This is a genomic window from Mycobacterium sp. NPDC050441 (genome assembly GCF_040655355.1).
In the GTDB taxonomy this organism is placed as follows: domain Bacteria; phylum Actinomycetota; class Actinomycetes; order Mycobacteriales; family Mycobacteriaceae; genus Mycobacterium.
Genome location: NZ_JBFAJS010000005.1, coordinates 437,134 through 459,828, shown reverse-complemented (window position 1 = coordinate 459,828; position 22,695 = coordinate 437,134). Strand labels below are relative to the sequence as shown.

General features: G+C 66.8%; 25 protein-coding genes. 17 read left to right on the top strand and 8 right to left on the bottom strand.

The window, feature by feature from the left end:
* The first annotated feature begins 79 nt into the window (after nt 1–79).
* The 9 genes from hrcA (at nt 80) to era (ending at nt 8,215) form a co-directional block, all read left to right on the top strand.
* On the top strand, nt 80–1,111 hold the full coding sequence (gene hrcA, locus AB0I14_RS17860; protein WP_358024005.1) for a heat-inducible transcriptional repressor HrcA: 1,032 nt from the start codon (nt 80–82) through the stop codon (nt 1,109–1,111).
* A 43-nt stretch (nt 1,112–1,154) separates the two neighbouring features.
* On the top strand, nt 1,155–2,297 hold the full coding sequence (gene dnaJ / locus AB0I14_RS17855; RefSeq protein ID WP_358024002.1) for a molecular chaperone DnaJ: 1,143 nt from the start codon (nt 1,155–1,157) through the stop codon (nt 2,295–2,297).
* Nucleotides 2,298–2,314: 17 nt separating this feature from the next.
* The gene (locus tag AB0I14_RS17850) at nt 2,315–3,064 is read left to right on the top strand and encodes a 16S rRNA (uracil(1498)-N(3))-methyltransferase (protein ID WP_358023999.1); all 750 of its coding nucleotides are present in this window, start codon (nt 2,315–2,317) and stop codon (nt 3,062–3,064) included.
* A 38-nt stretch (nt 3,065–3,102) separates the two neighbouring features.
* The gene (locus tag AB0I14_RS17845; protein WP_358023996.1) at nt 3,103–3,861 is read left to right on the top strand and encodes a hypothetical protein; all 759 of its coding nucleotides are present in this window, start codon (nt 3,103–3,105) and stop codon (nt 3,859–3,861) included.
* Between the two features lie 180 nt (nt 3,862–4,041).
* Nucleotides 4,042–5,088, top strand: a complete 1,047-nt coding sequence (locus AB0I14_RS17840) for a PhoH family protein (RefSeq protein WP_358023993.1) — start codon at nt 4,042–4,044, stop codon at nt 5,086–5,088.
* A complete protein-coding gene (gene ybeY / locus AB0I14_RS17835) occupies nt 5,085–5,621 on the top strand; it encodes an rRNA maturation RNase YbeY (RefSeq protein ID WP_166905365.1) in 537 nt (178 codons plus the stop codon). The genes AB0I14_RS17840 and ybeY overlap by 4 nt, the downstream gene beginning before the upstream one ends.
* Nucleotides 5,618–6,919: a hemolysin family protein gene (locus AB0I14_RS17830; RefSeq protein WP_358023990.1), complete on the top strand. Its 1,302-nt coding sequence runs from the start codon at nt 5,618–5,620 to the stop codon at nt 6,917–6,919. The genes ybeY and AB0I14_RS17830 overlap by 4 nt, the downstream gene beginning before the upstream one ends.
* Nucleotides 6,912–7,229, top strand: coding sequence for a cytidine deaminase (locus AB0I14_RS17825; protein WP_358023987.1), 318 nt, complete (start codon nt 6,912–6,914; stop codon nt 7,227–7,229). Before AB0I14_RS17830 ends, AB0I14_RS17825 begins: the two co-directional genes overlap by 8 nt.
* Nucleotides 7,230–7,306: 77 nt before the next feature.
* Complete coding sequence (era, locus tag AB0I14_RS17820; RefSeq protein ID WP_358023983.1) at nt 7,307–8,215, top strand: GTPase Era; 909 nt, start codon at nt 7,307–7,309, stop codon at nt 8,213–8,215.
* Nucleotides 8,216–8,657: 442 nt separating this feature from the next.
* On the opposite strand, the gene AB0I14_RS17815 is transcribed toward era, so the two are convergent.
* Nucleotides 8,658–10,145: an amidase gene (locus tag AB0I14_RS17815; protein WP_358023980.1), complete on the bottom strand. Its 1,488-nt coding sequence runs from the start codon at nt 10,143–10,145 to the stop codon at nt 8,658–8,660.
* 63 nt (nt 10,146–10,208) lie between these two features.
* Here AB0I14_RS17815 and recO point away from each other — a divergent pair, with 63 nt between their 5' ends.
* The 5 genes from recO (at nt 10,209) to AB0I14_RS17790 (ending at nt 13,141) form a co-directional block, all read left to right on the top strand.
* Nucleotides 10,209–11,060, top strand: a complete 852-nt coding sequence (gene recO, locus AB0I14_RS17810) for a DNA repair protein RecO (protein ID WP_358023977.1) — start codon at nt 10,209–10,211, stop codon at nt 11,058–11,060.
* On the top strand, nt 10,999–11,889 hold the full coding sequence (locus AB0I14_RS17805) for a decaprenyl diphosphate synthase (protein ID WP_358023974.1): 891 nt from the start codon (nt 10,999–11,001) through the stop codon (nt 11,887–11,889). Before recO ends, AB0I14_RS17805 begins: the two co-directional genes overlap by 62 nt.
* A gap of 1 nt (nt 11,890) precedes the next feature.
* Nucleotides 11,891–12,337 carry a hypothetical protein gene (locus AB0I14_RS17800; RefSeq protein WP_358023970.1) on the top strand — a complete coding sequence of 149 codons (447 nt, stop codon included), beginning with the start codon at nt 11,891–11,893 and terminating at the stop codon, nt 12,335–12,337.
* Nucleotides 12,334–12,732, top strand: coding sequence for an NUDIX domain-containing protein (locus AB0I14_RS17795; RefSeq protein WP_358023967.1), 399 nt, complete (start codon nt 12,334–12,336; stop codon nt 12,730–12,732). The genes AB0I14_RS17800 and AB0I14_RS17795 overlap by 4 nt, the downstream gene beginning before the upstream one ends.
* A 76-nt stretch (nt 12,733–12,808) precedes the next feature.
* The gene (locus AB0I14_RS17790) at nt 12,809–13,141 is read left to right on the top strand and encodes a hypothetical protein (protein WP_358023964.1); all 333 of its coding nucleotides are present in this window, start codon (nt 12,809–12,811) and stop codon (nt 13,139–13,141) included.
* 95 nt (nt 13,142–13,236) lie between these two features.
* Here the strand turns inward: AB0I14_RS17790 and AB0I14_RS17785 are convergent, their stop codons facing one another.
* Nucleotides 13,237–13,635: a Fur family transcriptional regulator gene (locus AB0I14_RS17785; RefSeq protein ID WP_358023961.1), complete on the bottom strand. Its 399-nt coding sequence runs from the start codon at nt 13,633–13,635 to the stop codon at nt 13,237–13,239.
* On the bottom strand, nt 13,632–14,000 hold the full coding sequence (locus AB0I14_RS17780; protein WP_358023958.1) for a metalloregulator ArsR/SmtB family transcription factor: 369 nt from the start codon (nt 13,998–14,000) through the stop codon (nt 13,632–13,634). The genes AB0I14_RS17785 and AB0I14_RS17780 overlap by 4 nt, the downstream gene beginning before the upstream one ends.
* 97 nt (nt 14,001–14,097) lie before the next feature.
* Here AB0I14_RS17780 and AB0I14_RS17775 point away from each other — a divergent pair, with 97 nt between their 5' ends.
* Nucleotides 14,098–15,483 (top strand): glycine--tRNA ligase, encoded by a 1,386-nt coding sequence (locus tag AB0I14_RS17775; RefSeq protein ID WP_358023956.1) that lies wholly within the window; start codon nt 14,098–14,100, stop codon nt 15,481–15,483.
* A 67-nt stretch (nt 15,484–15,550) separates the two neighbouring features.
* Here the strand turns inward: AB0I14_RS17775 and AB0I14_RS17770 are convergent, their stop codons facing one another.
* From AB0I14_RS17770 to AB0I14_RS17760, 3 genes are read right to left on the bottom strand one after another with little or no spacing between them, the layout of a single operon-like run.
* Nucleotides 15,551–16,060 (bottom strand): DUF302 domain-containing protein, encoded by a 510-nt coding sequence (locus AB0I14_RS17770; RefSeq protein WP_358023953.1) that lies wholly within the window; start codon nt 16,058–16,060, stop codon nt 15,551–15,553.
* Entirely contained in the window at nt 16,057–17,082 is a 1,026-nt protein-coding gene (locus tag AB0I14_RS17765; RefSeq protein ID WP_358023951.1) for an alcohol dehydrogenase catalytic domain-containing protein, read from the bottom strand. The genes AB0I14_RS17770 and AB0I14_RS17765 overlap by 4 nt, the downstream gene beginning before the upstream one ends.
* Nucleotides 17,083–17,100: 18 nt before the next feature.
* Nucleotides 17,101–17,763: an SDR family oxidoreductase gene (locus tag AB0I14_RS17760; protein ID WP_358023948.1), complete on the bottom strand. Its 663-nt coding sequence runs from the start codon at nt 17,761–17,763 to the stop codon at nt 17,101–17,103.
* A 94-nt stretch (nt 17,764–17,857) separates the two neighbouring features.
* Here AB0I14_RS17760 and AB0I14_RS17755 point away from each other — a divergent pair, with 94 nt between their 5' ends.
* Nucleotides 17,858–18,310, top strand: coding sequence for a helix-turn-helix domain-containing protein (locus tag AB0I14_RS17755; protein WP_358023945.1), 453 nt, complete (start codon nt 17,858–17,860; stop codon nt 18,308–18,310).
* 7 nt (nt 18,311–18,317) lie between these two features.
* On the opposite strand, the gene AB0I14_RS17750 is transcribed toward AB0I14_RS17755, so the two are convergent.
* Nucleotides 18,318–20,351: a TPM domain-containing protein gene (locus tag AB0I14_RS17750; protein ID WP_358023942.1), complete on the bottom strand. Its 2,034-nt coding sequence runs from the start codon at nt 20,349–20,351 to the stop codon at nt 18,318–18,320.
* A 59-nt stretch (nt 20,352–20,410) separates the two neighbouring features.
* On the opposite strand from AB0I14_RS17750, the gene AB0I14_RS17745 reads away from it, so the two are divergent.
* Complete coding sequence (locus AB0I14_RS17745; protein WP_358023939.1) at nt 20,411–21,688, top strand: deoxyguanosinetriphosphate triphosphohydrolase; 1,278 nt, start codon at nt 20,411–20,413, stop codon at nt 21,686–21,688.
* A 4-nt stretch (nt 21,689–21,692) separates the two neighbouring features.
* Here the strand turns inward: AB0I14_RS17745 and AB0I14_RS17740 are convergent, their stop codons facing one another.
* Nucleotides 21,693–22,685, bottom strand: coding sequence for a sensor domain-containing protein (locus AB0I14_RS17740; protein ID WP_358023936.1), 993 nt, complete (start codon nt 22,683–22,685; stop codon nt 21,693–21,695).
* Nucleotides 22,686–22,695 lie beyond the last annotated feature (10 nt).

Genomic DNA, 22,695 nt, shown 5'->3' with positions numbered 1-22,695 from the left:
AGAATCGGTAAACCCGCTGCTTGTCAGTAAAATGAACCGAGCGAAATGCACATCGCTGCTGCGAAGGGTAGGTGAACAGGTGGGGAGTGCCGACGAGCGTCGTTTCGAGGTGCTGCGCGCCATCGTCGCCGACTTCGTGGCCACCAAGGAGCCCATCGGCTCCAAGACTCTGGTGGACCGTCACAACCTCGGCGTGTCGAGCGCCACGGTCCGCAATGACATGGCGGTCCTGGAAGCCGAGGGCTACATCACCCAGCCCCACACGAGCTCGGGGCGGGTGCCCACCGAGAAGGGTTACCGCGAGTTCGTCGACCGCATCGACAACGTCAAGCCGCTGTCGTCATCGGAGCGCCGCGCGATCCTGTCCTTCCTGGAGTCCGGGGTCGACCTCGACGACGTGCTGCGGCGCGCGGTGCGGCTGCTGGCGCAGCTGACCCGGCAGGTCGCGATCGTGCAGTACCCGACGCTTTCGACCTCGTCGGTCCGCCACCTTGAGGTGGTGGCGCTGACGCAGGCGCGGCTGCTGCTGGTGGTCATCACCGATTCGGGCCGAGTGGATCAGCGCATCGTGGAGCTCGGCGATGCGATCGACGAGCACGAGTTGGCCAAACTCCGCGAGATGTTGGGGCAGGCGCTGGAAGGCAAGCCGCTGATGGCGGCGTCCATCGCGGTCAGCGATCTGGCCTCGCACCTCAACGGCCACGGCGCGCTTGCCGATGCAGTCGGCCGGTCGGCGACAGTCCTGGTCGAGACCCTCGTCGAGCACACCGAAGAACGACTGCTGCTGGGCGGCACCGCCAACTTGACCCGCAACACCGCCGATTTCGGCGGATCGCTGCGGTCGGTGCTGGAGGCGCTCGAGGAGCAGGTGGTGGTACTACGGCTGTTGGCGGCCCAGCAGGAAGCGGGCAAGGTAACCGTGCGGATCGGTCATGAGACCGAGGCCGAGCAGATGCTGGGAACGTCAGTGGTGAGCACCACGTACGGCAGCTCGGGCAAGGTGTACGGCGGAATGGGTGTGGTAGGTCCCACCCGAATGGACTACCCGGGAACGATCGCCAATGTTGCGGCGGTTGCTCTTTATATCGGCGAAGTCCTAGGTACTCGTTAATGCTGCCGGTCGATCCGGCATAGAAAGGTCAGGCAAGGTCAGCGTGGCACGCGATTATTACGGCTTGCTCGGAGTGAGCAAAGGCGCGAGCGATTCAGAGATCAAACGCGCCTATCGGCGGCTGGCGCGTGAGTTGCATCCCGACGTCAATCCCGACGAGGAAGCCCAGAGCCGGTTCACCGAGATCCAGGTCGCCTACGAGGTGCTGTCGGATCCGGAGAAGCGCCGCATCGTGGACATGGGCGGCGACCCGATGGAGTCGGTCGGTGGAGCGCCCGGTGGTTTCAGCGGGTTCGGTGGTCTCGGCGACGTGTTCGAGGCGTTCTTCGGTGGCGGAACCGGCTCGCGCGGGCCGATCGGCCGGGTGCGTCCCGGCGCGGATTCACTCCTGCGCATGCGGTTGGACCTTGCGGAGTGCGCCACCGGCGTGACCAAGCAGGTGGCCGTGGACACCGCGGTGCTGTGCGATCTGTGTCACGGCAAAGGGACCAACGGCAATTCCACGCCGGTTGCCTGCGACACCTGTGACGGCCGCGGCGAGATCCAGACCGTGCAGCGCTCGTTGCTGGGGCAGGTGATGACGACCCGTCCGTGCCCCGTGTGTGGGGGAATCGGTGAGGTCATCCCCGATCCGTGCAACCGCTGCGGTGGCGACGGTCGGGTGCGCGCCCGCCGTGAGATCAGCGTCAAGATCCCGGCCGGTGTGGGCGACGGCATGCGGGTGCGGCTGGCCGCGCAGGGCGAGGTCGGACCGGGCGGCGGACCGGCGGGCGATCTGTACGTCGAGGTCCATGAGAAGCAGCACGAGATCTTCGTCCGCGACGGCGACGACCTGCACTGCACGATCTCGGTGCCGATGGTCGACGCTGCGCTGGGCACCACGGTCTCCGTCGACGCGATCCTCGACGGGCCCACCGAACTGACCATCCCCGCGGGCACACAGCCCGGGGCGGTGACCTCATTGCGCGGCCACGGCATGCCACACCTGCGCTCCGGGGTTCGCGGTGACCTGCACGCCCACATCGACGTGGTGGTGCCGTCGCGGCTGGACAACGCCGATATCGACCTGCTGCGCAAGCTGAAGGAGAACCGGGCCCGCGACGTGGCGGAAGTGCGCTCGACGCAGGCCTCAGCGAGCTCCGGCGGTCTGTTCAGCCGGCTGCGCGAGACGTTCTCCGGCCGCTGACGCCGCGGGCTGCCACCGTGAGCTCAGCGCTTTTCTACGTCGACGCGCTGCCGGGCGCGGGGGAGCTCGCCGTCGTCGACGGCGACGAGGGCTTCCACGCCTCCAACGTGCGTCGTATCCGGGTCGGCGAGAAGATCGACCTGAGCGACGGCGCCGGGACGCTGGCCCACTGCATCGTCGAGGACACCGCCAAGGGCCGGCTGTCGGCGCGGGTGACCGAGCGGGCCACCATCCCCGCACCACGTCCGACCGTCACCGTGGTGCAGGCGCTGCCCAAGTCCGATCGCTCAGAGCTGGCCGTCGAGCTGGCGACCGAGGCCGGTGCGGACGGGTTTGTCGCCTGGCAGGCGACTCGGTGTGTGGCCCGCTGGGAGGGCCCGAAGGTGGAAAAGGGCCTGCGACGGTGGGAAGCGGTGGTCCGTTCGGCGGCCCGGCAGTCCCGCCGGCCCTACGTCCCGGCCGTCGAGGGTGTGGTCTCCACAGGAGCCCTGACCCAGCGCGTTACCGATGCCGTGGCCGCCGGGGCAGTGGTGCTGGCCTTGCACGAATCGGCCACCGAGCCTCTGGCCGAACTGCCTCTGGCCCAAGTGGATTCACTGATGCTCATCGTCGGGCCCGAAGGCGGCATCGCCGATGAGGAGATCGCCGCTTTCGCCGCGGCCGGAGCGAAGGCCGTACGTCTGGGCCCAACTGTCCTGCGGACGTCGACCGCCGCGGCCGTCGCGCTGGGAGCGATCGGTGCGCTGACGGCGCGCTGGGAGATTTAGCGCCTACGTGTAGCTTGGCCAGGCATTACGCTCCAACCGTGAGCTTTCCGCCCCAGGGCCCGCCGCCCCAAGGTCCTCAGCCCCCCTACGGGCAGCAGCCCCCGCACTGGCCGCCGCCGCAACCCCAACAGTGGCCCGGGGCGCCGGCTGGTCCTCCGCCGTATGGGCAACCTCCGTACGGTCAGCCCCCGAACTGGTCCCCGGCCGGACCGCCGATTCAGCCGAAGAAATCGCGACTCGGCATCGCGATCGTTGCCGTCATCGCGGTTGTCGGCATTTCGATAGTCGGATTTATGGGCTACATGGTCGTCAAAGTGAGTGGTGAGGGGCAAGACCGGGTCGCCCAGTCGGCATCTGATTTCTCTCAGGTGTGCGACAACGATCACATCACCAACGCCGCGGAATACGGCAAGCCGTACAACGCCGTGGCCTACTTCAAGGGTCTTGGATTCGTCGACGAGATTTGGCTCTCGGCCTCCGATTCGGCGCTGTCCAACGAGTTCTCCAAGATCAATGTCGTTGCCTGCCTGGATCGAAAGAGGGGCAGCGAGGTGAAATCCGTCCAGTGCGTCGACGACGACGACGGGAACAACATCAAAGTCGACTACTACTCCGTCGAATACGAGATCACGTTTCGCGAGGCCAAGACCGGCAAGGTGATCAAGAGCGGGGAAACCGTCACCGGCACCGCCGAGCGTTGCCCCCTCATGGCCACCTACGATCGCGGGTCCCGGAAGATGTACGCCAGGCCGGACGCGGACGCCGTGGCGGCCAAGTTGGCGGAATTCAGCGGCTAGTTCACCACTACGTTGACCTGTGCGTTCACCCGGCCGGCAAGCCGGGCCCGCCAACCGCGAGGCACTGATCGGCGTCGGCCCGCTCAACCATTGGGGCGTGTCGTTGACCAGCGGTAAACTGGCAACAGTACGACGGCAGCCGGCCGTCTTGAAAACACGGAAAGCAGGCACAAACTCCACGTGACGCCCCGCGACACGACCGCTGACTCGTCGGCCACCGCATCGGAATCGGTCCGCAGCAGCATCACTGTTCCGCCCGACATAATCGTGGGCCTGCTCGGCTCGGCTGATGAGAATTTACGGGCACTCGAAAGACTTCTGACCGCTGACATCCACGCGCGCGGCAACGAGATCACCTTCACCGGCGAGCCCGCCGATGTAGCGCTGGCCGAACGCGTCGTCGCCGAGCTGATCGCCGTCGCCTCCAGTGGGCAGGCGGTGACCGCCGAGGCGGTACGTCACAGCGTCGCCATTCTCACCGGCACCGAGGACGAGTCCCCGGCCGAGGTGCTCACGCTCGACATCCTGAGCCGCCGCGGCAAGACGATCCGGCCCAAGACGCTGAACCAGAAGCGCTACGTCGACGCCATCGATGCGCACACCATCGTGTTCGGCATCGGTCCGGCCGGTACCGGCAAGACCTACCTGGCGATGGCCAAGGCGGTCAGTGCCCTGCAGGCCAAGCAGGTCAATCGGATCATCTTGACCCGCCCCGCGGTGGAAGCCGGTGAGCGCCTTGGTTTCCTGCCCGGCACGTTGAGCGAGAAGATCGACCCGTATCTGCGGCCGCTGTACGACGCACTGCACGACATGATGGACCCTGAGCTCATTCCAAAGCTGATGAGCGCCGGGGTAATTGAGGTCGCACCCCTGGCATACATGCGGGGTAGGACGCTCAACGATGCGTTCATCATTCTCGACGAGGCGCAGAACACCACCGCCGAGCAGATGAAGATGTTCTTGACCCGGCTCGGTTTCGGCTCGAAAGTCGTTGTCACCGGCGATATTACGCAGGTCGACCTGCCCGGTGGAAACACTTCTGGGCTGCGTGCGGCGATGAACATCCTCGACGGCATCGACGACATCCACTTCGCCGAGCTCACCAGCGCCGACGTGGTCCGCCACCGCTTGGTGTCGGAGATCGTCGACGCCTACGCACGCCACGAGGAGCCGGCCTTGCTCAACCGCTCACAACGCCGTTCATCGAACGGGCGGCCCCGCCGATGAGCATCGAGGTATCCAACGAGTCGGGCATTGACGTCTCCGAGGACGAGCTGATCAGCGTCGCGCGCTTCGTCATCGCGAAGATGGATGTGAACCCGGCGGCCGAGCTGTCGATGGTGCTGCTGGACAGTGCGGCGATGGCCGACCTGCACATGCGGTGGATGGACCTGCCCGGCCCCACCGATGTGATGAGTTTCCCGATGGATGAGCTGGAGCCCGGGGGCCGGCCAGATGCGCCCGAGCCGGGCCCGGCCATGCTCGGTGACATCGTGTTGTGCCCGGAGTTCGCCGAGCAGCAGGCCGCCAAGGCCGGGCACTCGCTCGGTCAGGAGTTGGCGTTGCTGACGGTGCACGGGGTGCTGCATCTGCTCGGTTACGACCACGCCGAGCCGGACGAGGAGAAGGAGATGTTCGCGCTGCAGCGTCAGCTCCTCGAGGAGTGGGTGGCTGATCAGGTCGAGTCGTATCACGCCGACCGGCAGAGCGAGAAAGACCAGCGGCTGCTGGACAAGTCCCGATATTTCGACGAACCGTGACCGGCCTACTTCCGCTGCTCGGCGCCGTGGTGCTGGTCGGGTTCGGTGGCCTGTTCGCAGCTATCGACGCCGCCCTGTCCACCGTCTCGATCGCGCGGATCGAAGAGCTCGTCCGTGAGGAACGTCCGGGTGCGGCCCGGCTCGGCCGGGTCGTCGCCGAACGACCTCGCTACATCAATCTTGTTGTGCTTCTCCGGATTACCTGCGAGATCACTGCCACCGTGCTGCTGGCGTCCTTCCTCGACGGGCATCTCGGCGTCGGGTGGGGCCTGGTGGCTTCCGCCGCGATCATGGTGGTGACGAGCTTCGTGGCCATCGGCGTCGGCCCGCGCACGGTCGGCAGGCAGAACGCCTACTCCATTGCGCTGATCTCAGCCTTGCCGCTGCAGGCTATCTCGGTGCTGCTCACTCCGATCAGCCGCCTGCTGGTGCTCATCGGTAACGCATTGACTCCCGGCCGCGGCTTCCGCAACGGTCCGTTCGCATCCGAGATCGAGTTGCGGGAGGTCGTCGACCTGGCCCAGCAGCGCGGCGTGGTGGCCGACGAGGAACGCCGGATGATTCAGTCGGTGTTCGAGCTCGGCGACACCCCGGCCCGCGAAGTCATGGTGCCGCGCACCGAGATGGTGTGGATCGAATCGGACAAATCGGCCGGTCAGGCCACCTCGCTGGCGGTGCGCAGCGGGCATTCCCGCATCCCGGTGATCGGCGAGAACGTCGACGACGTCGTCGGCGTGGTCTACCTGAAAGACCTTGTCCAGCAGACCTATTACTCGACCAACGGCGGTCGCGACACCAACGTGGCGCAGGTGATGCGTCCGGCGGTGTTCGTCCCGGACTCCAAGCCACTCGACGAACTGCTCAAAGAGATGCAGCTCGACCGCAACCACATGGCGCTGCTCGTCGACGAATACGGCGCGATCGCCGGTCTGGTCACCATCGAGGACGTGCTTGAGGAGATCGTGGGCGAGATCGTCGACGAATACGACGCCGGCGAGGTCGTTCCGGTGGAGGACCTCGGTGAGCGCGAGTACCGCGTGTCGGCGCGGCTGCCGATCGAAGACCTCTGCGAGCTCTACGAGATGGAGCCCGACGAGGATCTCGACGTGGACACTGTCGGTGGCCTGGTCGCTTTCGAATTGGGCCGGGTGCCGCTGCCCGGCGCCGAAGTCACGTGGGATGGGCTGCGGCTGCGCGCCGAGGGCGGTTCCGACCACCGTGGACGGGTCCGGATCGGCACCGTTCTGGTCAGCCCGGCTGAATCCGAGAAACAGGAGACCCGAGATACACATGAGTGAGCTCGACGCAGAAGACAACAAGCTCGTGGTGCTGGCCCGCGGCGCCATGGGCCGCGCCGAGGCTTCCACCGGTGCGGCGGTCCGTGACCAGGACGGCCGCACCTACGCCGGTGCTCCGGTGACCCTGGCGGCGCTCCAGTTGACCGCGTTGCAGGCGGCAGTGGCCGCTGCGGTGTCCAGCGGCGCCACCGGGCTGGAGGCCGCGGTGCTGTTGGGCGGCTCCGCCGACGACCCGGGCGCCGCCGCGGTGCGCGAACTGTCCGCCGACGCCGCACTGATCGTCACCGATCGGGCAGGAAAACCGCTGTGACACACCGAGACTGCGCACAGATCGCATTTCTGGCACAGATTACGATCTCACCGCAGTTTCGGCGATAGGGGAGAACGATGAGTGAATTCCGTTCCGGTTTCGTCTGTTTCGTCGGCAGGCCCAACACCGGCAAGTCGACACTGACCAATGCCCTGGTGGGCCAGAAGGTCGCGATCACCTCGAATCGCCCGCAGACCACGCGGCATACGATCCGCGGGATCGTGCACCGCGAGGACTTCCAGATCATCCTGGTCGACACCCCCGGCCTGCACCGCCCCCGCACCCTGCTCGGGAAGCGGCTCAACGAGCTGGTCAAGGACACCTACTCCGAGGTGGACGTGATCGGTCTGTGCATCCCCGCCGATGAGCGCATCGGCCCCGGCGATCGCTGGATCTACCAACAGATCCGCGCTGTTGCGCCGAAGACCACCCTGATCGCCGTCGTCACCAAGATCGACAAGGTGCCCAAGGATCGCCTCGCCGAACAGCTGATGGCCGTCAGCGAACTCCTGGGGCCGGATGCCGACATCGTGCCGGTCTCGGCCACCGCGGGCGAACAACTCGATGTGCTCACCGATGTCCTCGTCGCCAAACTGCCGCCGGGGCCTGCCTATTACCCCGACGGTGAGCTGACCGACGAGCCGGAAGAAGTCCTGATGGCCGAGCTCATTCGTGAGGCCGCCCTCGAAGGCGTGCGCGATGAGCTGCCGCACTCGCTGGCCGTGGTCATCGAGGAGGTCGAGGAAAGGCAGGGGCGCGAGGCCGACAATCCCCTCATTGATGTCCACGCCATCCTCTACGTCGAGCGTGACAGCCAGAAGGGCATCGTGATCGGGAAGGGCGGCGCCCGCCTGCGTGAGGTTGGCACAGCCGCCCGCACTCAGATCGAAAAGCTGCTCGGCACAAAGGTTTATCTCGACCTGCGGGTCAAGATCGCCAAGAACTGGCAGCGCGATCCGAAGCAGCTGGGGCGGCTAGGGTTCTGACCGGCCCAGCGAGCCACCGCTATTTGCTCATCAACACGGCAATCAGAACCACGATCGCGATCACGACAATCCCGATGCCGAGAATGATCAGCGTGGTCTTGACGCGCTCGCGTGAGCTATTGCCGAGGCCATGTGACGAGGAGCCGCTGGGGATGGTACGGATCCAGATAGCTCATTGCGGCAGCCCCCTCGCCATGTTCGATAGCGTGCAAAATCCGATATGACGGAACAACTTGGGCCGATCAATGTTCGCCTCGCAGGTACGCCGTCGTTGCCTCGGCTCGGGCAGCCTCGGACTGTGCCGGGAATCGTCGGTGCAGGCGCATCAGCGGTTGTGTCGCTCGGGATTTCATCGACGGTGAACGCGTCGCGCGCTGACCGGTCGTAGTGGTCACCATGGCTGTGTCCGTCGTACGTCGCCGAAGTCCAGCGCCCAGTCCGGCTACCCGTCAAGCGCGTTGATCGCGGCGGCCGCCTGTGATGCGTCCGTCTGCGACGGGGTAGTCCACCAGACCTCGGGCTGCTTGGCGGCCCAGCCGGTGATCGCCTCCAACTCGGCGGCCAGCGAGATCAGCAGCGGCTCACTGTCGGCGGGTCCCATCAGTTGGATGCCGATCGGCAGCCCGTCGGAGGTGAAGCCGGCGGGCACGTTGATCGAGGGCCAGCCCAGTAGGTTCCACGGCCAGGTCACCGGGCAGGCGGCGATCGAGGCGCGTTCGGTGGCGGACCACCCGCGGCGGTCGAATTCGTGTGTGAGTGGCGGTGGTTGGGCGGTGGTCGGCGCGATGATGACGTCGACGAGGTTGAAGATCCAGGAGATGCGGCGCTGCGCGGCGGCCTCGTGCGCCCGGGCCTTGCGCAGCACGTCCTGTGACAACAACCGGCCGATCCTCATGTTGCCCACGGTGCGCTCGTCGTAGGCCACGTCGCCGAGTCGGTCGGTCCAGTCCAGCAGGCCGGCGGTGGAGCGGGCCAGGAAGTCCCATGACATGCGCAGGCTGTAGTTGGGGTCCTTTTCCACCACGGTGTGACCCAGGTGCCCGAGTTGATCTGCGATGCTCTGCAGCGCGTCGCGGATCTCGGGGTGCAGCGTGGCCCGGAAACCGGTGAACGGGAACTTCGTCGACATGGCGACCCGCAGCGGCCCGGGGGCGCGGGCGACGTGCTCGGCGGCCTGTATCGGCGCGGGCTTGTGCAGGTCGCCGTCGGCATTACCGGATGCGGCGTCGAGCACCAGGGCCGCGTCAGTGACGGTGCGGGCCAGCACCCCGTTGACCGTGATGCCGTTGAACGCCTCGGGCAGCGGCCAGGTGGAGATGCGACCGCGCTGTGGCTTGATGCCGACCAGGTGCGTCCACGCCGCGGGGATGCGGACACTGCCCGCGCCGTCGGATCCGATGGCCGCGGTCACCAGGCCCGCGGCGACGGCCGCGGCGCTGCCGCCCGAGGATCCGCCCGGGCTGTGCTTGCGCGACCACGGGTTACGGGTATGGCCGAACCCCGGGCCGCCGGTGAACGGCCACTGGCCGAGCTCGCACGTATTGGTCTTCCCGACGATCACCGCGCCGGCGGCCCGGAGGCGGCGCACCACCTCGGCGTCGTCGGTGGCGACGCGCGTGGCCCCGTCGGTGCCGAACCGGGTCGGCACCCCGGCGACGTCGACGTCGTCCTTGACCGCGATGGGGATTCCCAGCAGCGGGAGTTGTTTGCCGGCTGCGCGAGCCGTGTCGGCCCTGGCGGCGTCGGCCAGCGCCTGCTCGGTCAGCACGACGCGGAATGCGTTGAGGGTGGACTGGCTCGCGGTGATGGCGTGCAGCGACTGCTGTACCAGTTCCTCAGAAGTGACCGCGCCGCTGGCAAGTTGATAGAGCTGGTTGGTCAGGGTGGGAAATCGTGGAGAACTTGAGTCGGAAGTCGCAGATTTGGCCATCACTTTCGAGGATATCGGCGGTGCGTAACGGAACCTGTCCGGCCATGGTGCGACACTGTCACGATGCGGCTGTACCGGGACCGGGCGGTGGTGCTGCGCCAGCACAAGCTCGGCGAGGCCGACCGGATTGTCACCCTGCTCACCCGCGACCATGGTTTGGTACGCGCGGTGGCCAAGGGGGTCCGGCGTACCCGCAGCAAGTTCGGTGCGCGGCTGGAGCCGTTTGCCCATATCGACGTGCAGCTGCATCCGGGGCGCAACCTCGACATCGTCACCCAGGTGCAGGCTATCGACGCGTTCGCCGCCGACATCGTCAGTGACTACGGCCGCTACACGAGTGCGTGCGCGATGTTGGAGACCGCCGAGCGGCTGGCCGGGGAGGAGCACGCACCGATGCCCGACCTGCACCGGCTCACGGTGGCTGCCTTGCGGGCGGTCGCCGACGGCCGCCGGGCCCGCGAGCTGGTGCTGGACTCTTATCTGCTGCGGGCGATGACCATCGCCGGATGGGCGCCGGCGCTGACCGAGTGCGCCCGCTGCGCCACGCCGGGCCCGCACCGGGCATTTCACGTCGCCGCCGGCGGCAGTGTGTGCGTGCACTGTCGGCCCAGCGGATCCAGCACACCGCCCCAGCCCGTGCTGGAACTGATGTCGGCGCTGCACGAGGGTGACTGGGAGTACGCCGAGGCATCCTCGTCGGGGCATCGCAGCCAGGCCAGCGGGCTGATCGCGGCGCATCTGCAGTGGCACCTGGAGCGTCAGCTGCGGACATTGCCTCTGGTCGAGCGGGCGTACCGGATCGATCGGACAGTCGCCGAACAGCGCGCGACGCTGGTCAGGCAGGATATGACCCATGGCTTTGAAGCGGGACAAGCAGGGCAAATCAACCTACCCACAGCTGCCCCCGGCGCCTGAGGACTATCCGGTCTTCCCGGATACCTCGACCTGGCCCGTCGTCTTCCCCCAGATCCCGGCCGGCACCAACGGCCACTTCGCCCGCCCGCCCCAACACACGTCCAAGGCAGTCGCGCCCCGGATCCCTGCCGATCAGGTGCCCAATCACGTCGCAGTGGTGATGGACGGCAACGGCCGGTGGGCCACCCAGCGCGGCCTGGGCCGCACTGAAGGCCACAAGATGGGCGAGGCGGTGCTGATCGACATCACCTGCGGTGCCATCGAATTGGGCATCAAACACTTGAGCGTCTACGCGTTCTCTACCGAGAACTGGAAGCGCAGCGCCGAGGAGGTCCGGTTCCTGATGGGGTTCAACCGGGAGGTGGTGCGTCGCCGCCGGGAGAACCTGAACGCCATGGGCGTGAACATGCGCTGGGTCGGATCGCGGCCCAAGATGTGGCGCAGCGTCATCAAGGAGTTCGACATCGCCGAGCAGATGACTGTCGGCAATGACGTCATCACCGTCAACTACTGCGTGAACTACGGCGGGCGCACCGAACTCGTCGAGGCTGCGCAGGCACTGGCCGCCGAGGCCGTCGAAGGCAAGATCAACCCGAGCCGGATCAGTGAGGCGTCCTTCGCCAAGCATCTGCACCGCCCCGACATCCCCGACGTGGACCTGTTCATCCGGACGTCGGGGGAGCAGCGGGCCAGCAACTTCCTGCTGTGGCAGTCGGCCTATGCCGAGTTCGTGTTCCAGGACAAGCTGTGGCCCGATTACGACCGGCGCGACCTGTGGGCGGCGTGCGAGGAGTACGTGAACCGCAACCGTCGCTTCGGGAGGGCCTGACATGCCCAGCCTGCTGCAGCGGTTGTCCGCGGTACTCGGCGAGGTGATGTCCGTCGTCGAGGAAGAGGACGATGCGCTGACCGTGACGGTCGACGGTTCGGTGGCCTCGGTGCGGGTGGTGGCCATCGCCGAGGACTTGGAGATGGTGTCGCTGACCCAGCCGTTGGCGTGGGATCTGCCGCTGGACAACAAGATTCGCGAACGGGTGTCGGACCATGCCAGCAAGACCATGCTGGGCACGGTGGTGCTTGTGGAGAAGTTGGTCGAGACGCCCACCAACGGTGCGACGCCTAAAGGTGCTGCGCGCAAGCGGCCGGCCAAGAAGGTTGCCGACGTGATGCTGCGCTATAACTTCCCGGCCGCCGGGCTCACCGACGACGCGCTGCGCACGCTGATCCTGATGGTGCTGGCCACCGGCGCCGACGTGCGTCGGGACCTGATGTCGTGACCCCTCTGGTCATCCGGATCGTCGCGGCCGTGGTGCTCGGTGAGAACGACCGGTTACTCGTGGTCCGCAAGCGCGGTACGACGGCGTTCATGCAGCCGGGCGGCAAGATCGAGCCGGGGGAGCAGCCGATCGACGCGCTGGCCCGGGAGGTTCGAGAGGAACTCGGGGTCGGTTTTGATGTTTCGGCGGCCGAAGAACTTGGCCGCCACAGCGCACCGGCGGCCAATGAACCCGGCCACTCTGTCGATGCGTGGCTCTACCGGGTGAGCCTGGACGGCGAACCGCGGCCGCAGGCCGAGATAGCCGAGATGACCTGGATCGACCCTCACTCGCCTGGTGACATCGAGCTGGCACCGTTGACCAGTGACATCGTGCTGGAACTGGTCCGGCGTTGAGTTTCGGGTTGCGATGAACTCGGCTGAGAGCAGGGTCAGCGTTGCGGGTGCGGTCGCGGCGGTCGTCGTTCTACTCATGGCTGTCGATGTTGTTCTCTTGGCTCTTCGGCTGCGGCTCGTCCTGTATGTCACTGGCGACTTATTGGGGCAGGGCTGCTCCTACCGCACCTACGACCCAGCGGAGCGAAGTTATCTGATCGCCATCACCGGACTGTCTCTGCTGATTCTGGTGGTGACGTCCATCGGTCTGCTCGCGCTGCGTTCCCACCGCCTGGCCAGGAGATTTCTCATCGCAGCCGGCGTCATGGTGGCAGTGGTTCTCGTCTATGTCGGCCTCGTCTGGAGTGGTGGGTTGGAGTTGGCCAATAAACCTGTCTCCGAGGTCGATCCCTGTTCGAGCACCATTTGACAGGGCTTACGGGGCTCAGCTGACCTCTCCGCACTCCCCGCGCACGCGATCGGGCTTAACGTCCCCACGTGTGAAGCGCTATGGCGGAAATTCGGTCAGTTGACCCCGTCGCCGCAGCCGCGGCACATGCCGAAGATCTCGATCGTGTGGCTCACGTCGGAGAAACCGTGCTCGCGGGCCACGTCGGCGGCCCAGGTCTCGACCTGTCCGCCGGATATCTCGACGGTCGCGCCGCAGGCCCGGCACACCAGATGGTGGTGATGGTCCTCCGAGCAGCGCCGGTAGACCGACTCACCGGTGTCGGTGCGCAGCGTGTCGACGCTTCCGGTGGTGGCCATGGACTGCAGGGTGCGGTACACCGTCGTCAGGCCGATGCCCTGGCCGCGGCGGCGCAGCTCGTCGTGCAGTTCCTGGGCTGAGCGGAATCCGTCGGTCTCGTTGAGCAGGTCGGCGATCGCCGCACGCTGCCTGGTGGACCGGACTGCGCCCGTCACCCGTGCTCCTCACCGGCGTGGGCGACGGCGTCGGCGACGATGTGGGCCAGATGGTGATCGACCAGGCGGTAGAGCACTTCGCGGCCGGCTCGCTCGCTGGCCACGACTCCGGCCTGCTTGAGAATCCGGAGGTGCTGGCTCACCAGCGGCTGCGGCACGGCGAGGGCATCGACCAACTCGTGCACACAGCGCCCCGACTGTTGCAGCTGCAGGACGATCGCAATCCGCAGCGGGGCGGCCAGCGCACGCAGCAGCTCGCCCGCGGTGTCGAGGACTTCGCGCGGTGGCAACTCAGGCGCCGGGGCGGCGCCGTGCTCGCGTCCGTCGTCGTGCGGAGTGACCGTGAAATTGGAAATCGTTTCCATTACGGGCCAGAATACATGCGCGATATTGCATGTCAACCGCTCCGCCGGCCGCGGCGGATTATCGCTGCCGGCGAGCTGGTCGCTACTCTGATGCACCGTGGCATCCATCATCGATACCGTTGCGAACCTGGCGAAACGCCGTGGCCTGGTCTTCCAGTCCGGTGAGATCTACGGCGGCACCAAGTCCGCGTGGGATTACGGCCCGCTCGGTGTCGAGCTCAAAGAGAACATCAAGCGCCAGTGGTGGAAGTCCATCGTCACCGGCCGCGACGATGTCGTCGGCCTGGACAGCGCGATCATCCTGCCCCGCCAGGTGTGGGTGGCCTCCGGTCACGTCGAGGTGTTCAACGATCCGCTGGTGGAGTGCCTCAACTGCCACAAGCGGCACCGGCAGGACCACATGCAGGAGGCTTACGCGCTGAAGAAGGGTCTGGATGACCCCGATTCGGTGTCGATGGACGAGATCGTCTGCCCGGACTGCGGCACCAAGGGCCAGTGGACCGAGCCGCGTGACTTCAACATGATGCTCAAGACCTACCTCGGACCGATCGAGTCGGAGGAGGGTCTGCACTACCTGCGCCCGGAGACCGCTCAGGGCATCTTCGTGAACTTCGCCAACGTGGTCACCACCGCGCGCAAGAAGCCGCCGTTCGGCATCGGCCAGATCGGCAAGAGCTTCCGCAACGAGATCACCCCGGGCAATTTCATCTTCCGCACCCGTGAGTTCGAGCAGATGGAGATGGAGTTCTTCGTCGAGCCGTCCACGGCGGCGGAATGGCACAAGTACTGGATCGAGACACGGCTGCACTGGTACGTCGATCTCGGCATCAACCGGGACAACCTGCGCCTGTACGACCATCCCAAGGAGAAGCTGTCGCACTACTCCGACGGCACGGTCGACATCGAGTACAAGTTCGGTTTCTCCGGCAACCCCTGGGGTGAGCTGGAGGGTATCGCCAACCGCACCAACTTCGACTTGTCCACGCACGCAAAGCATTCCGGTGTCGACCTGTCGTTCTACGACCAGGGCGCGGACACCCGTTACGTGCCGTACGTGATCGAGCCGGCAGCCGGCCTGACCCGCTCGCTGATGGCGTTCCTGGTCGATTCCTACACCGAGGACGAGGCCCCGAACGCCAAGGGCGGGGTGGACAAGCGCACCGTGCTCAAGCTGGACCCGCGCCTGGCCCCGGTCAAGGCCGCGGTGCTGCCGCTGTCGCGCAATGCCGATCTGTCACCCAAGGCCCGCGACCTGGCCGCCGAGCTGCGAAAGAACTGGAACGTCGAGTTCGACGACGCCGGTGCGATCGGCCGGCGCTACCGTCGCCAGGACGAGATCGGCACGCCGTATTGCGTGACAGTCGATTTCGACACCCTGGAGGACAACGCGGTCACCATCCGCGAACGCGACGCCATGACCCAGGAGCGCATCGCGCTGGACAAGGTGTCGGACTACCTGGCCGTGCGCCTCAAGGGCGCCTAGGTTTTCGCGCCGGCTAGGTTCGGGTGACGACCTTGCCGATCGCTGTCGTGGTGGGCGTAGGCTGTTCTCAGGGGAGTAGTTGCGACGGCACGTCGCCGCCGAGCAGGTCGACCAATGTGGCTAGCAGGCCGTCGAGTTCCCTTCCCACGGTCGCGATCTCCGGGTTGCCATAGCTGGCGAACAGCAGGCTCGGCTGGTCGAGGGCGAGCACGGTGCCGTCCGGGCCGGCGTAGAGCAGGGTGCGCAATGGTGCGTGCAGCATGACGCCCGGATCGTGTCGCAACATGCGTTCGGCGATGGTGTGATTGCCCATCAGGTACTCGGTGGCCCGCGACGTCGAGCCGGACAGTGCCATCGTTGGCGCGACGTCGATGCGGAAATACCGCATGAAGCCGTGTGGGGCTTGCTGCTTCGTCACGGCGAGCACGTCGTCCCAGCTCGATGTGCCGTCATATGCGGTGAGATCGACTGCCGGTACCAGTGATTCGTAGCGGCTGCGGGCCCGCTCGTAATCGTCGGGCAGCGCGATCAGCAGCCGCCGGCTCGCGTGGTCGACGGCCGAACTGCGCCGCGTCACCGCAGTGATCCCGCGACGTCGAGGACGACCCGGAAACGAGCTTGCCCGGACATCATGTGCTCGTAGGCTTTCGGCGCGTCCTCGAACGGCATCACCTCGACCATCGGGGCGACGCCGTTGGCCACACTGAACGCGAGATTATCCTCGTTCTCGATCGCCGAACCGGTCAGGCTGCCGACGATGCTGCGACCGCCGAAGATCAGGTCGGCGGTGTTGACCGAGATGGGATCCGGTGCGGCGCCGACGACGACGAGCTGACCGTGTGGCCGCAGCCCGGCCACCAGCGGGCTCATCGACGAGCCGCTGGCTGCGGTGGCGATGACAGCGGCCGCGCCGCCCAGTGCGGTCAACGCGGCGCCGGGGTCCTCCGCGGCACTGTCGATGTAGTGATCAGCTCCCAGAGCCGTTGCCAATTGGGCCTTTTCCGGGCCGCGGGCGATCGCGGCGACCCGGTAGCCCAGTTTGTGGGCGTATTGCACGCCGAGGTGTCCGAGTCCGCCGAGGCCCTGGATCGCGACCAGCGCTGCGGGCGGTGCCCCGGTGGACCGCAGCGCATTGAACACCGTCACGCCGGCACACAGCAGGGGAGCGGCGGTGATGGCCTCGAGTTCGTCGGGCACGCGCACCAGACCGGTGGCACGGGCGTAGACCATCTCGGCGTAGCCACCGTCCTCGGTGGTTCCGGGCTGCGGCTGATCGGTGCAGTTGACGAAATCGCCGCGGCGGCAGTACTCGCATTCGTTGCACTGCCCGCCCAGGAATCCCAGCCCGACCCGGTCACCGATGGTCCACGCGGTGACCCCGTCGCCCACCGCGTCGACGACCCCGGCGATCTCGTGACCGGGTACCACCGGTTGTCGCGGATCGGGTCGCTGGCCCTCGACCGCGAGGAAATCACTGTGGCACACCCCGCAGCTGTCTACTCGCACCCGAACATGCCCGGGTTCGGGTGGCACTACCTCGCGCTCAACGAGTTCGAAATTGCGTTGGCCGGTGACCTGATAGGCCCGATAGGTCGACATGGTTCTTCCTCTCGGGGCTCAGGCGGGGACCGCGGCGCGGGTCTGCCGGGTTAGTTCGTCGGCCAGTACCTCGGTGGCACCGGATTCGATGCCGTCGACGATCTGGCGGGCCACATCGGCGGGATCGTTCTTGGGCACGTCGAGATCGGCGGTCATCGACGTGTCGGTGTAGCCCAGGTACACGCCGATCACGTCGGTGCCCTGGCCGTCCAGCTCCAGGCGCAGCGAGTTGTTCGCCGACCACAGCGCGGCTTTCGAGACTCCGTAGGCGCCAAAGCCGGGCAGCCACGACAGCACCGACGCGATGTTTACGAGGGTGCCCCCGGCCAGCCGGGGAGCGAAGGCCCTGGTTACGCGCAATGCGCCGAACAGGTTGGTTTCGAGTACGGAACGGATGTCGTCGAGGTCGCTGTTCAGCAGTGACTTGCCGCCCGTTACGCCGGCGTTGTTGACGACGATCGTGGCGTCACCGGCGAGTGCTGCCAGCCGGGCGACCGAGTCGTCATCGGTGACCTCGGCTTGGACCACGACGATGCGCGGGTCGGTGCTGGGCTCGGGGCGTCGGCTCGTGGCATAGACCTTGGCGGCGCCGCGGGCGAGGAGTTCGTCCACGATCGCTTTGCCCAGGCCTTGCCGGCCACCGGTTACTACCGCCGTTGCACCCTTGATCTGATGGGACATTCGATTCTCCTTCGAACTCGATTGACTGCGCGAACGTCACCTTCGTCAAGTTTCAGATCTGAGTAGGTATTCCCAACTCAGCTAGAATCTTGGCATGCGCACCGATCCGTTGACCGACAATTCCTGTCCGATCGCCCGCACCATGTCGGTGCTGGGACAGCGGTGGGCCATGCTGATCATCCGTGAGGCGCTGATGGGCAAGTCGCGGTTCTCGGAATTCCGCGAACAACTGGGGGTGGCTCCCGACGTACTCAGCGCTCGGCTGTCCGAACTGGTGGCGGCCGGCATCCTCGAAGTCGTCGACTATCAGCAGCCGGGCGACCGGACCCGCAGTCGGTATGTGCTGACCGACGCGGGACACGACCTGATCCCGGTGCTGGCGGCGATCGGGCAGTGGGGTCACGTCCACCTGGCCCGGCCCGACAGCAGCGATTACCGCTTCATCGAGGCGGACACCGGCGATCCCGTGGGGGTCGGATTCCGTCGTAAGGACGGCAGTACGGTGGCGACGTCGGAGGTCGCGCTCGTCGACACGGCCCGTAGTTAGCGCGCGATCAGAAGCGGCCGCCACCGCCGCTGTAGCTGCGGCCCGACGAATGTGACGAGCCGCCATAGGACGTCGGGCGCCCCATGCCGCGGCCACCGCCGAAGCCGCCTCCGTACCCTCCGCCGAAGCCGCCTCCGAAACCGCCACCGCCGCGCAGGACGTTGCCGATGAGGATGCCGCCGAGCACCGCGCCCATGTCAGAGCCGCCGCCCCCGCCGTACTGGGAGGTGTAGGACCGCTGTGCCGCTCGCACGTCGTCGTTGGCCAGGCCCTGCGCCTGTGCGGCCAGCGTCGATGCCCCGTTGGCATGTGCCACCGCCTCATCGGGATTCTCGCCGCGCTTGGCTTCGGCGGCCTGAAGTTGCCGCTGCGCCTCGGCCAGTCGGGTGCGGGCCTCCGGCCCGATGCTCCCGCGCCGGGTCTCGATGAAGTCCGACACCGCCTTGATCCGTGACTGGGCGGTGAACAGCGCCTGCTCCAGCGCGCGGGCCAGCCGCTCGGCGGCTTCCTGTTGTTCGTGCACGCCGGCCAGCAGCTGATCGAGTTCGGCGTCGGCCTTGGTCAGTCGGGTGAAGGTGCCCAGCGGGTCGGCCTTGCCGTTGGCCGTAGCGTCGTCGGCGGCCTTCTTCGCCGCGTCACGGGCGGCACTCAGTTTGTCGGCCTGCGGCGTACCGGATTGCCCCAGAAGCGAATTCGCCTGGTCGACACCGGCTTGAATATCGGTGATCGCCGCGGGCAGACCGGCCAGGGCCCGGTTGATGTCGGAGGCCGCGCTGTCCACGGCGTCGAGCAGGGTCCGGGTCTGATCGAGGGCGGATTCGGCCGAACGCACCGCATCCACCAGCTCGGTCTGATCGGTGGCCGGCCGGGATACCAGGTTGCGGGCCGTGGTGATGTTGCGGTCGGCGAACGCCAGCCGTTCCTTGGCGGTGTCCACATTGGTCGACACCGAACTCAGTGCGGTGGAATCGAATTGGGTGTGCAGATTGCCCAAGGTCTGGCTGGACGGTTCGATGCGGGCGGTCAGGTCGACCATCTGCTGGGTCATGGCGTCGAGCCGGGTCGGGGCGTTGATCACCAGATCGCGCAGCTGCTCGAAGGCCTGGCTCTGGGCGTCCAGTTCGCGGTCGGCCCTGGCCGCCGATACCACCACCTTGGTCAGCAGTTCCCGCTGTTGCAGCGGTGTCTCGGGGACGTCGTCATCGAGCGTCTGACGCACGTTGAATGCCTGGGCCAGAGCCTTTTTCGCATTCTCCAGGGCCGCGCTGAACGGTTCGGTGCGTTTGGCGCCGAACTCCTCGATGGCCAGTTCCAGCTCAGCGTCACTGGTGCGGACGGCATTGTCGACGTCGACCACGATCGAGCGCGACAGCTCGTCGAGCGCCTCCAGCGGCACCGACGCCAACGCGTTGGCGTCGGTCGGATCGACCCGCTTGGCGGCCTCGAACTCGGCGTGGCGGCGCTTGGCCCGGCGCCGGCGCGACCACCACCACAGCAACCCGACCAGCACCAGCACCACGCCCAGGGCGATCAGCATGGACGGCCACGAGATCCCAGCTCCCGCCGGCGCGGCAGGAGGATTGGCCTTCAGGCCGTTCGCAGCGGCGATGGCCGCGCCGGCCCAGTCCTGGCGACGCAGGGCCGGTTCGACGCTGTTGCGCCGAATGTCGTCGGCGCGGGCATTACCGCCGGGAACCGTGCTCGGCACCTGGAAAGCAAACGCCCGCGCGTTGGTGGCGACCGCCAGCAGTGCGTCGTCGTCACCGAGGTCGCTGAGCTGAATCGTGCTCTGCGCCCAGCCCGACTGGTTCTGGCCGGAGAAGTCCTCGACGAAAACCACCCACAGCTGAATACGTTTGGTGTCGTAGAGCTGGTCGAGGGCGCGCTCCACGCTGGCGCGCTGAGGTGCCGACAACACCCCGGCGTTGTCGGTGAGCTGGGTGGCCAACCGCAATGGCGGCTCGGCGGCGGCGCCGGGGGCAACCAGCAGTCCGGTCATCAGGATCGCGAGCAGCATGGACAGCAGACGGGCGATACGCATGACCGCCAATCTAATGCGCTGCGGGGTTGGTGCGCCGGTTCCTGGCAGACTGTGCGTCGGTGAACGGGGATACGCAGGCCGCCTATGACGACTTCGACCGGCAACGTCTGGTGGTCGAGTCGCCCAAGGGTGCCGCGCTGCCCGGGACCGACACCGAGCACCGCACCGACTTCGCCCGTGATCGGGCCCGCGTGTTGCACAGTGCGGCGCTGCGGCGGCTGGCCGACAAGACCCAGGTCGTCGGGCCACGCCATGGCGACACCCCACGTACCCGGCTCACCCACTCACTCGAGGTGGCCCAGATCGGGCGCGGTATGGCGATCGGGTTGGGCTGTGATCCGGACCTGGTGGACCTGGCAGGCCTGGCCCACGACATCGGGCACCCGCCCTACGGGCACAACGGCGAGCGTGCGCTGGACGAGATCGCGAAACCGTTCGGCGGGTTCGAGGGCAATGCCCAGAACTTCCGGATTCTCACCCGCCTGGAGCCCAAAGTTCTTGATGCAGAGGGGCGTTCGGCTGGGCTCAACCTGACGAGGGCCGCACTGGATGCGGTGGCGAAGTATCCGTGGCCGAGTTTCGGCGGTACCCGTAGGAAGTACGGCTTCTACGACGATGACGCCGATGCCGCCGCCTGGGCACGAGCCGGCGCACCGGCCGAGCGGCCCTGCTTGGAGGCCCAGGTGATGGACTGGGCCGACGACGTCGCCTATTCGGTGCACGACGTCGAGGACGGGGTGATCTCCGGGCGCATCGACCTGCGGGTGCTCGGCGATCCCGACGCGGCCTCCTCGCTGGCGGACCTGGGTGCCAGAAACTTTCCCAGCGTCACCCACGAGGATCTGCTGGCCGCCGCCGAGCGACTGTCGCACGTGCCGGTGGTGGCCGCGGTCGGGAAGTACGACGGAACCTTGGCGTCCTCGGTTGCCCTGAAGACGTTGACCAGTGAGCTCGTCGGGCGGTTTGCCAATGCGGCGATCACCCAGACCCGGGCCGTCGCCGGGGATGGGCCGCTGCGGCGCTTCGATGCCGGGCTGACGGTCCCGCCGTTGGTGCGCGCCGAGGTGGTGCTGCTCAAGATGCTGGCGCTGCAGTTCATCATGTCCGACCACCGGCACCTGCAGATCCAGGCCGATCAGCGCACGCTCGTCCACGAGGTCGCCCTGGCGCTGTGGGCGCAGGCCCCGGGCAGTCTGGACCCGCAGTTCGCACCCGAGTTCGACCTGGCCACTGACGACGGTGCCCGGCTGCGGGTGGTGGTCGATCAGATCGCGTCCTACACCGAGAGCCGGTTGGAGCGCGTACACGAGGCGCGCTCGCCCCGGCCGCTGGGATAGTGGGTCAGCCGATCTTGTCGAGGATGGCGTCCAGTACATCGCTGGTCCGGCCATCCACCGTCTGTTCGGTTTCCTTGTCGCGCCAGCCGCGGATTTCGAGGTCGACGAGGTAGTTGCGGTGCAGGCCGATGGCACGCGTCACACGCTTGTAGCTGTCGACGGCGTGATCGAGATTGTTCTCGTTGTCGATGAACGCCAACAGCGTCTCCGGGGTGGCCCGCACTTCGTTGATGGTGCGGGTCGAGTTCAGCTTCGGGTCGGACACTGACTCGTTCACCGTCTTGCCCTCGCAGCGCTTCCAGATATCGGAGAACTCATCGAACAAGGTTTGCGCCGACGTGACGTCGGGCAGCGCGATGACGTTCTGAATCACGAACATCGCGGGGCCCATCTTGGGTCCCCACCGCCACACCGAGCCGGCGAATGCCTGCTCCTGTGCGGAGTCATAGCTCGACTTCTGTGCGGCGAAGGGCACGCCCGCGCAGTCCGGTGCGTCCGAGGTGACGTTGGCCCGGCGAAGACCACCGTTGCTGTCCGTCAGAGCGCTCATCAGCTGATAGTTCGATTGCATCGCCCGGTCGACCTCGGGTTTGGTCAGCAGGTACTGCTGGACAGACTGCTGGTCGGTCGGTCCGGCCGGCAGTGTCGGCCTCGATGATGTGGCCGTGTCCGAGCGGGGTATGACCAGCCACACGACGAGTGCCGCCACCGCGATCACGATGACGACGTAGGACAGGACCAGCCCGATTATTGCGCGGTCCCGGCCCTTCTGGTGAAGACGTTTGATCTGAGACAGCGCGACGTGACCCAACACCGCTCCGGCGGGAGCGAAGAGGAAGGCGAACACGATCGACAGCGTCGCCAGCTGGTTGGTCTCCTGCGACGGTGGCGGCGGAACCTGAATGGTGGGCGGCCCGGACGGCGGCCCCGACCACCCACCGAAGGGCGCGCCGCCGAACGGATCCGATGGCGGTCCGCCATATCCACCAAAGCTCACCGACGCCTCC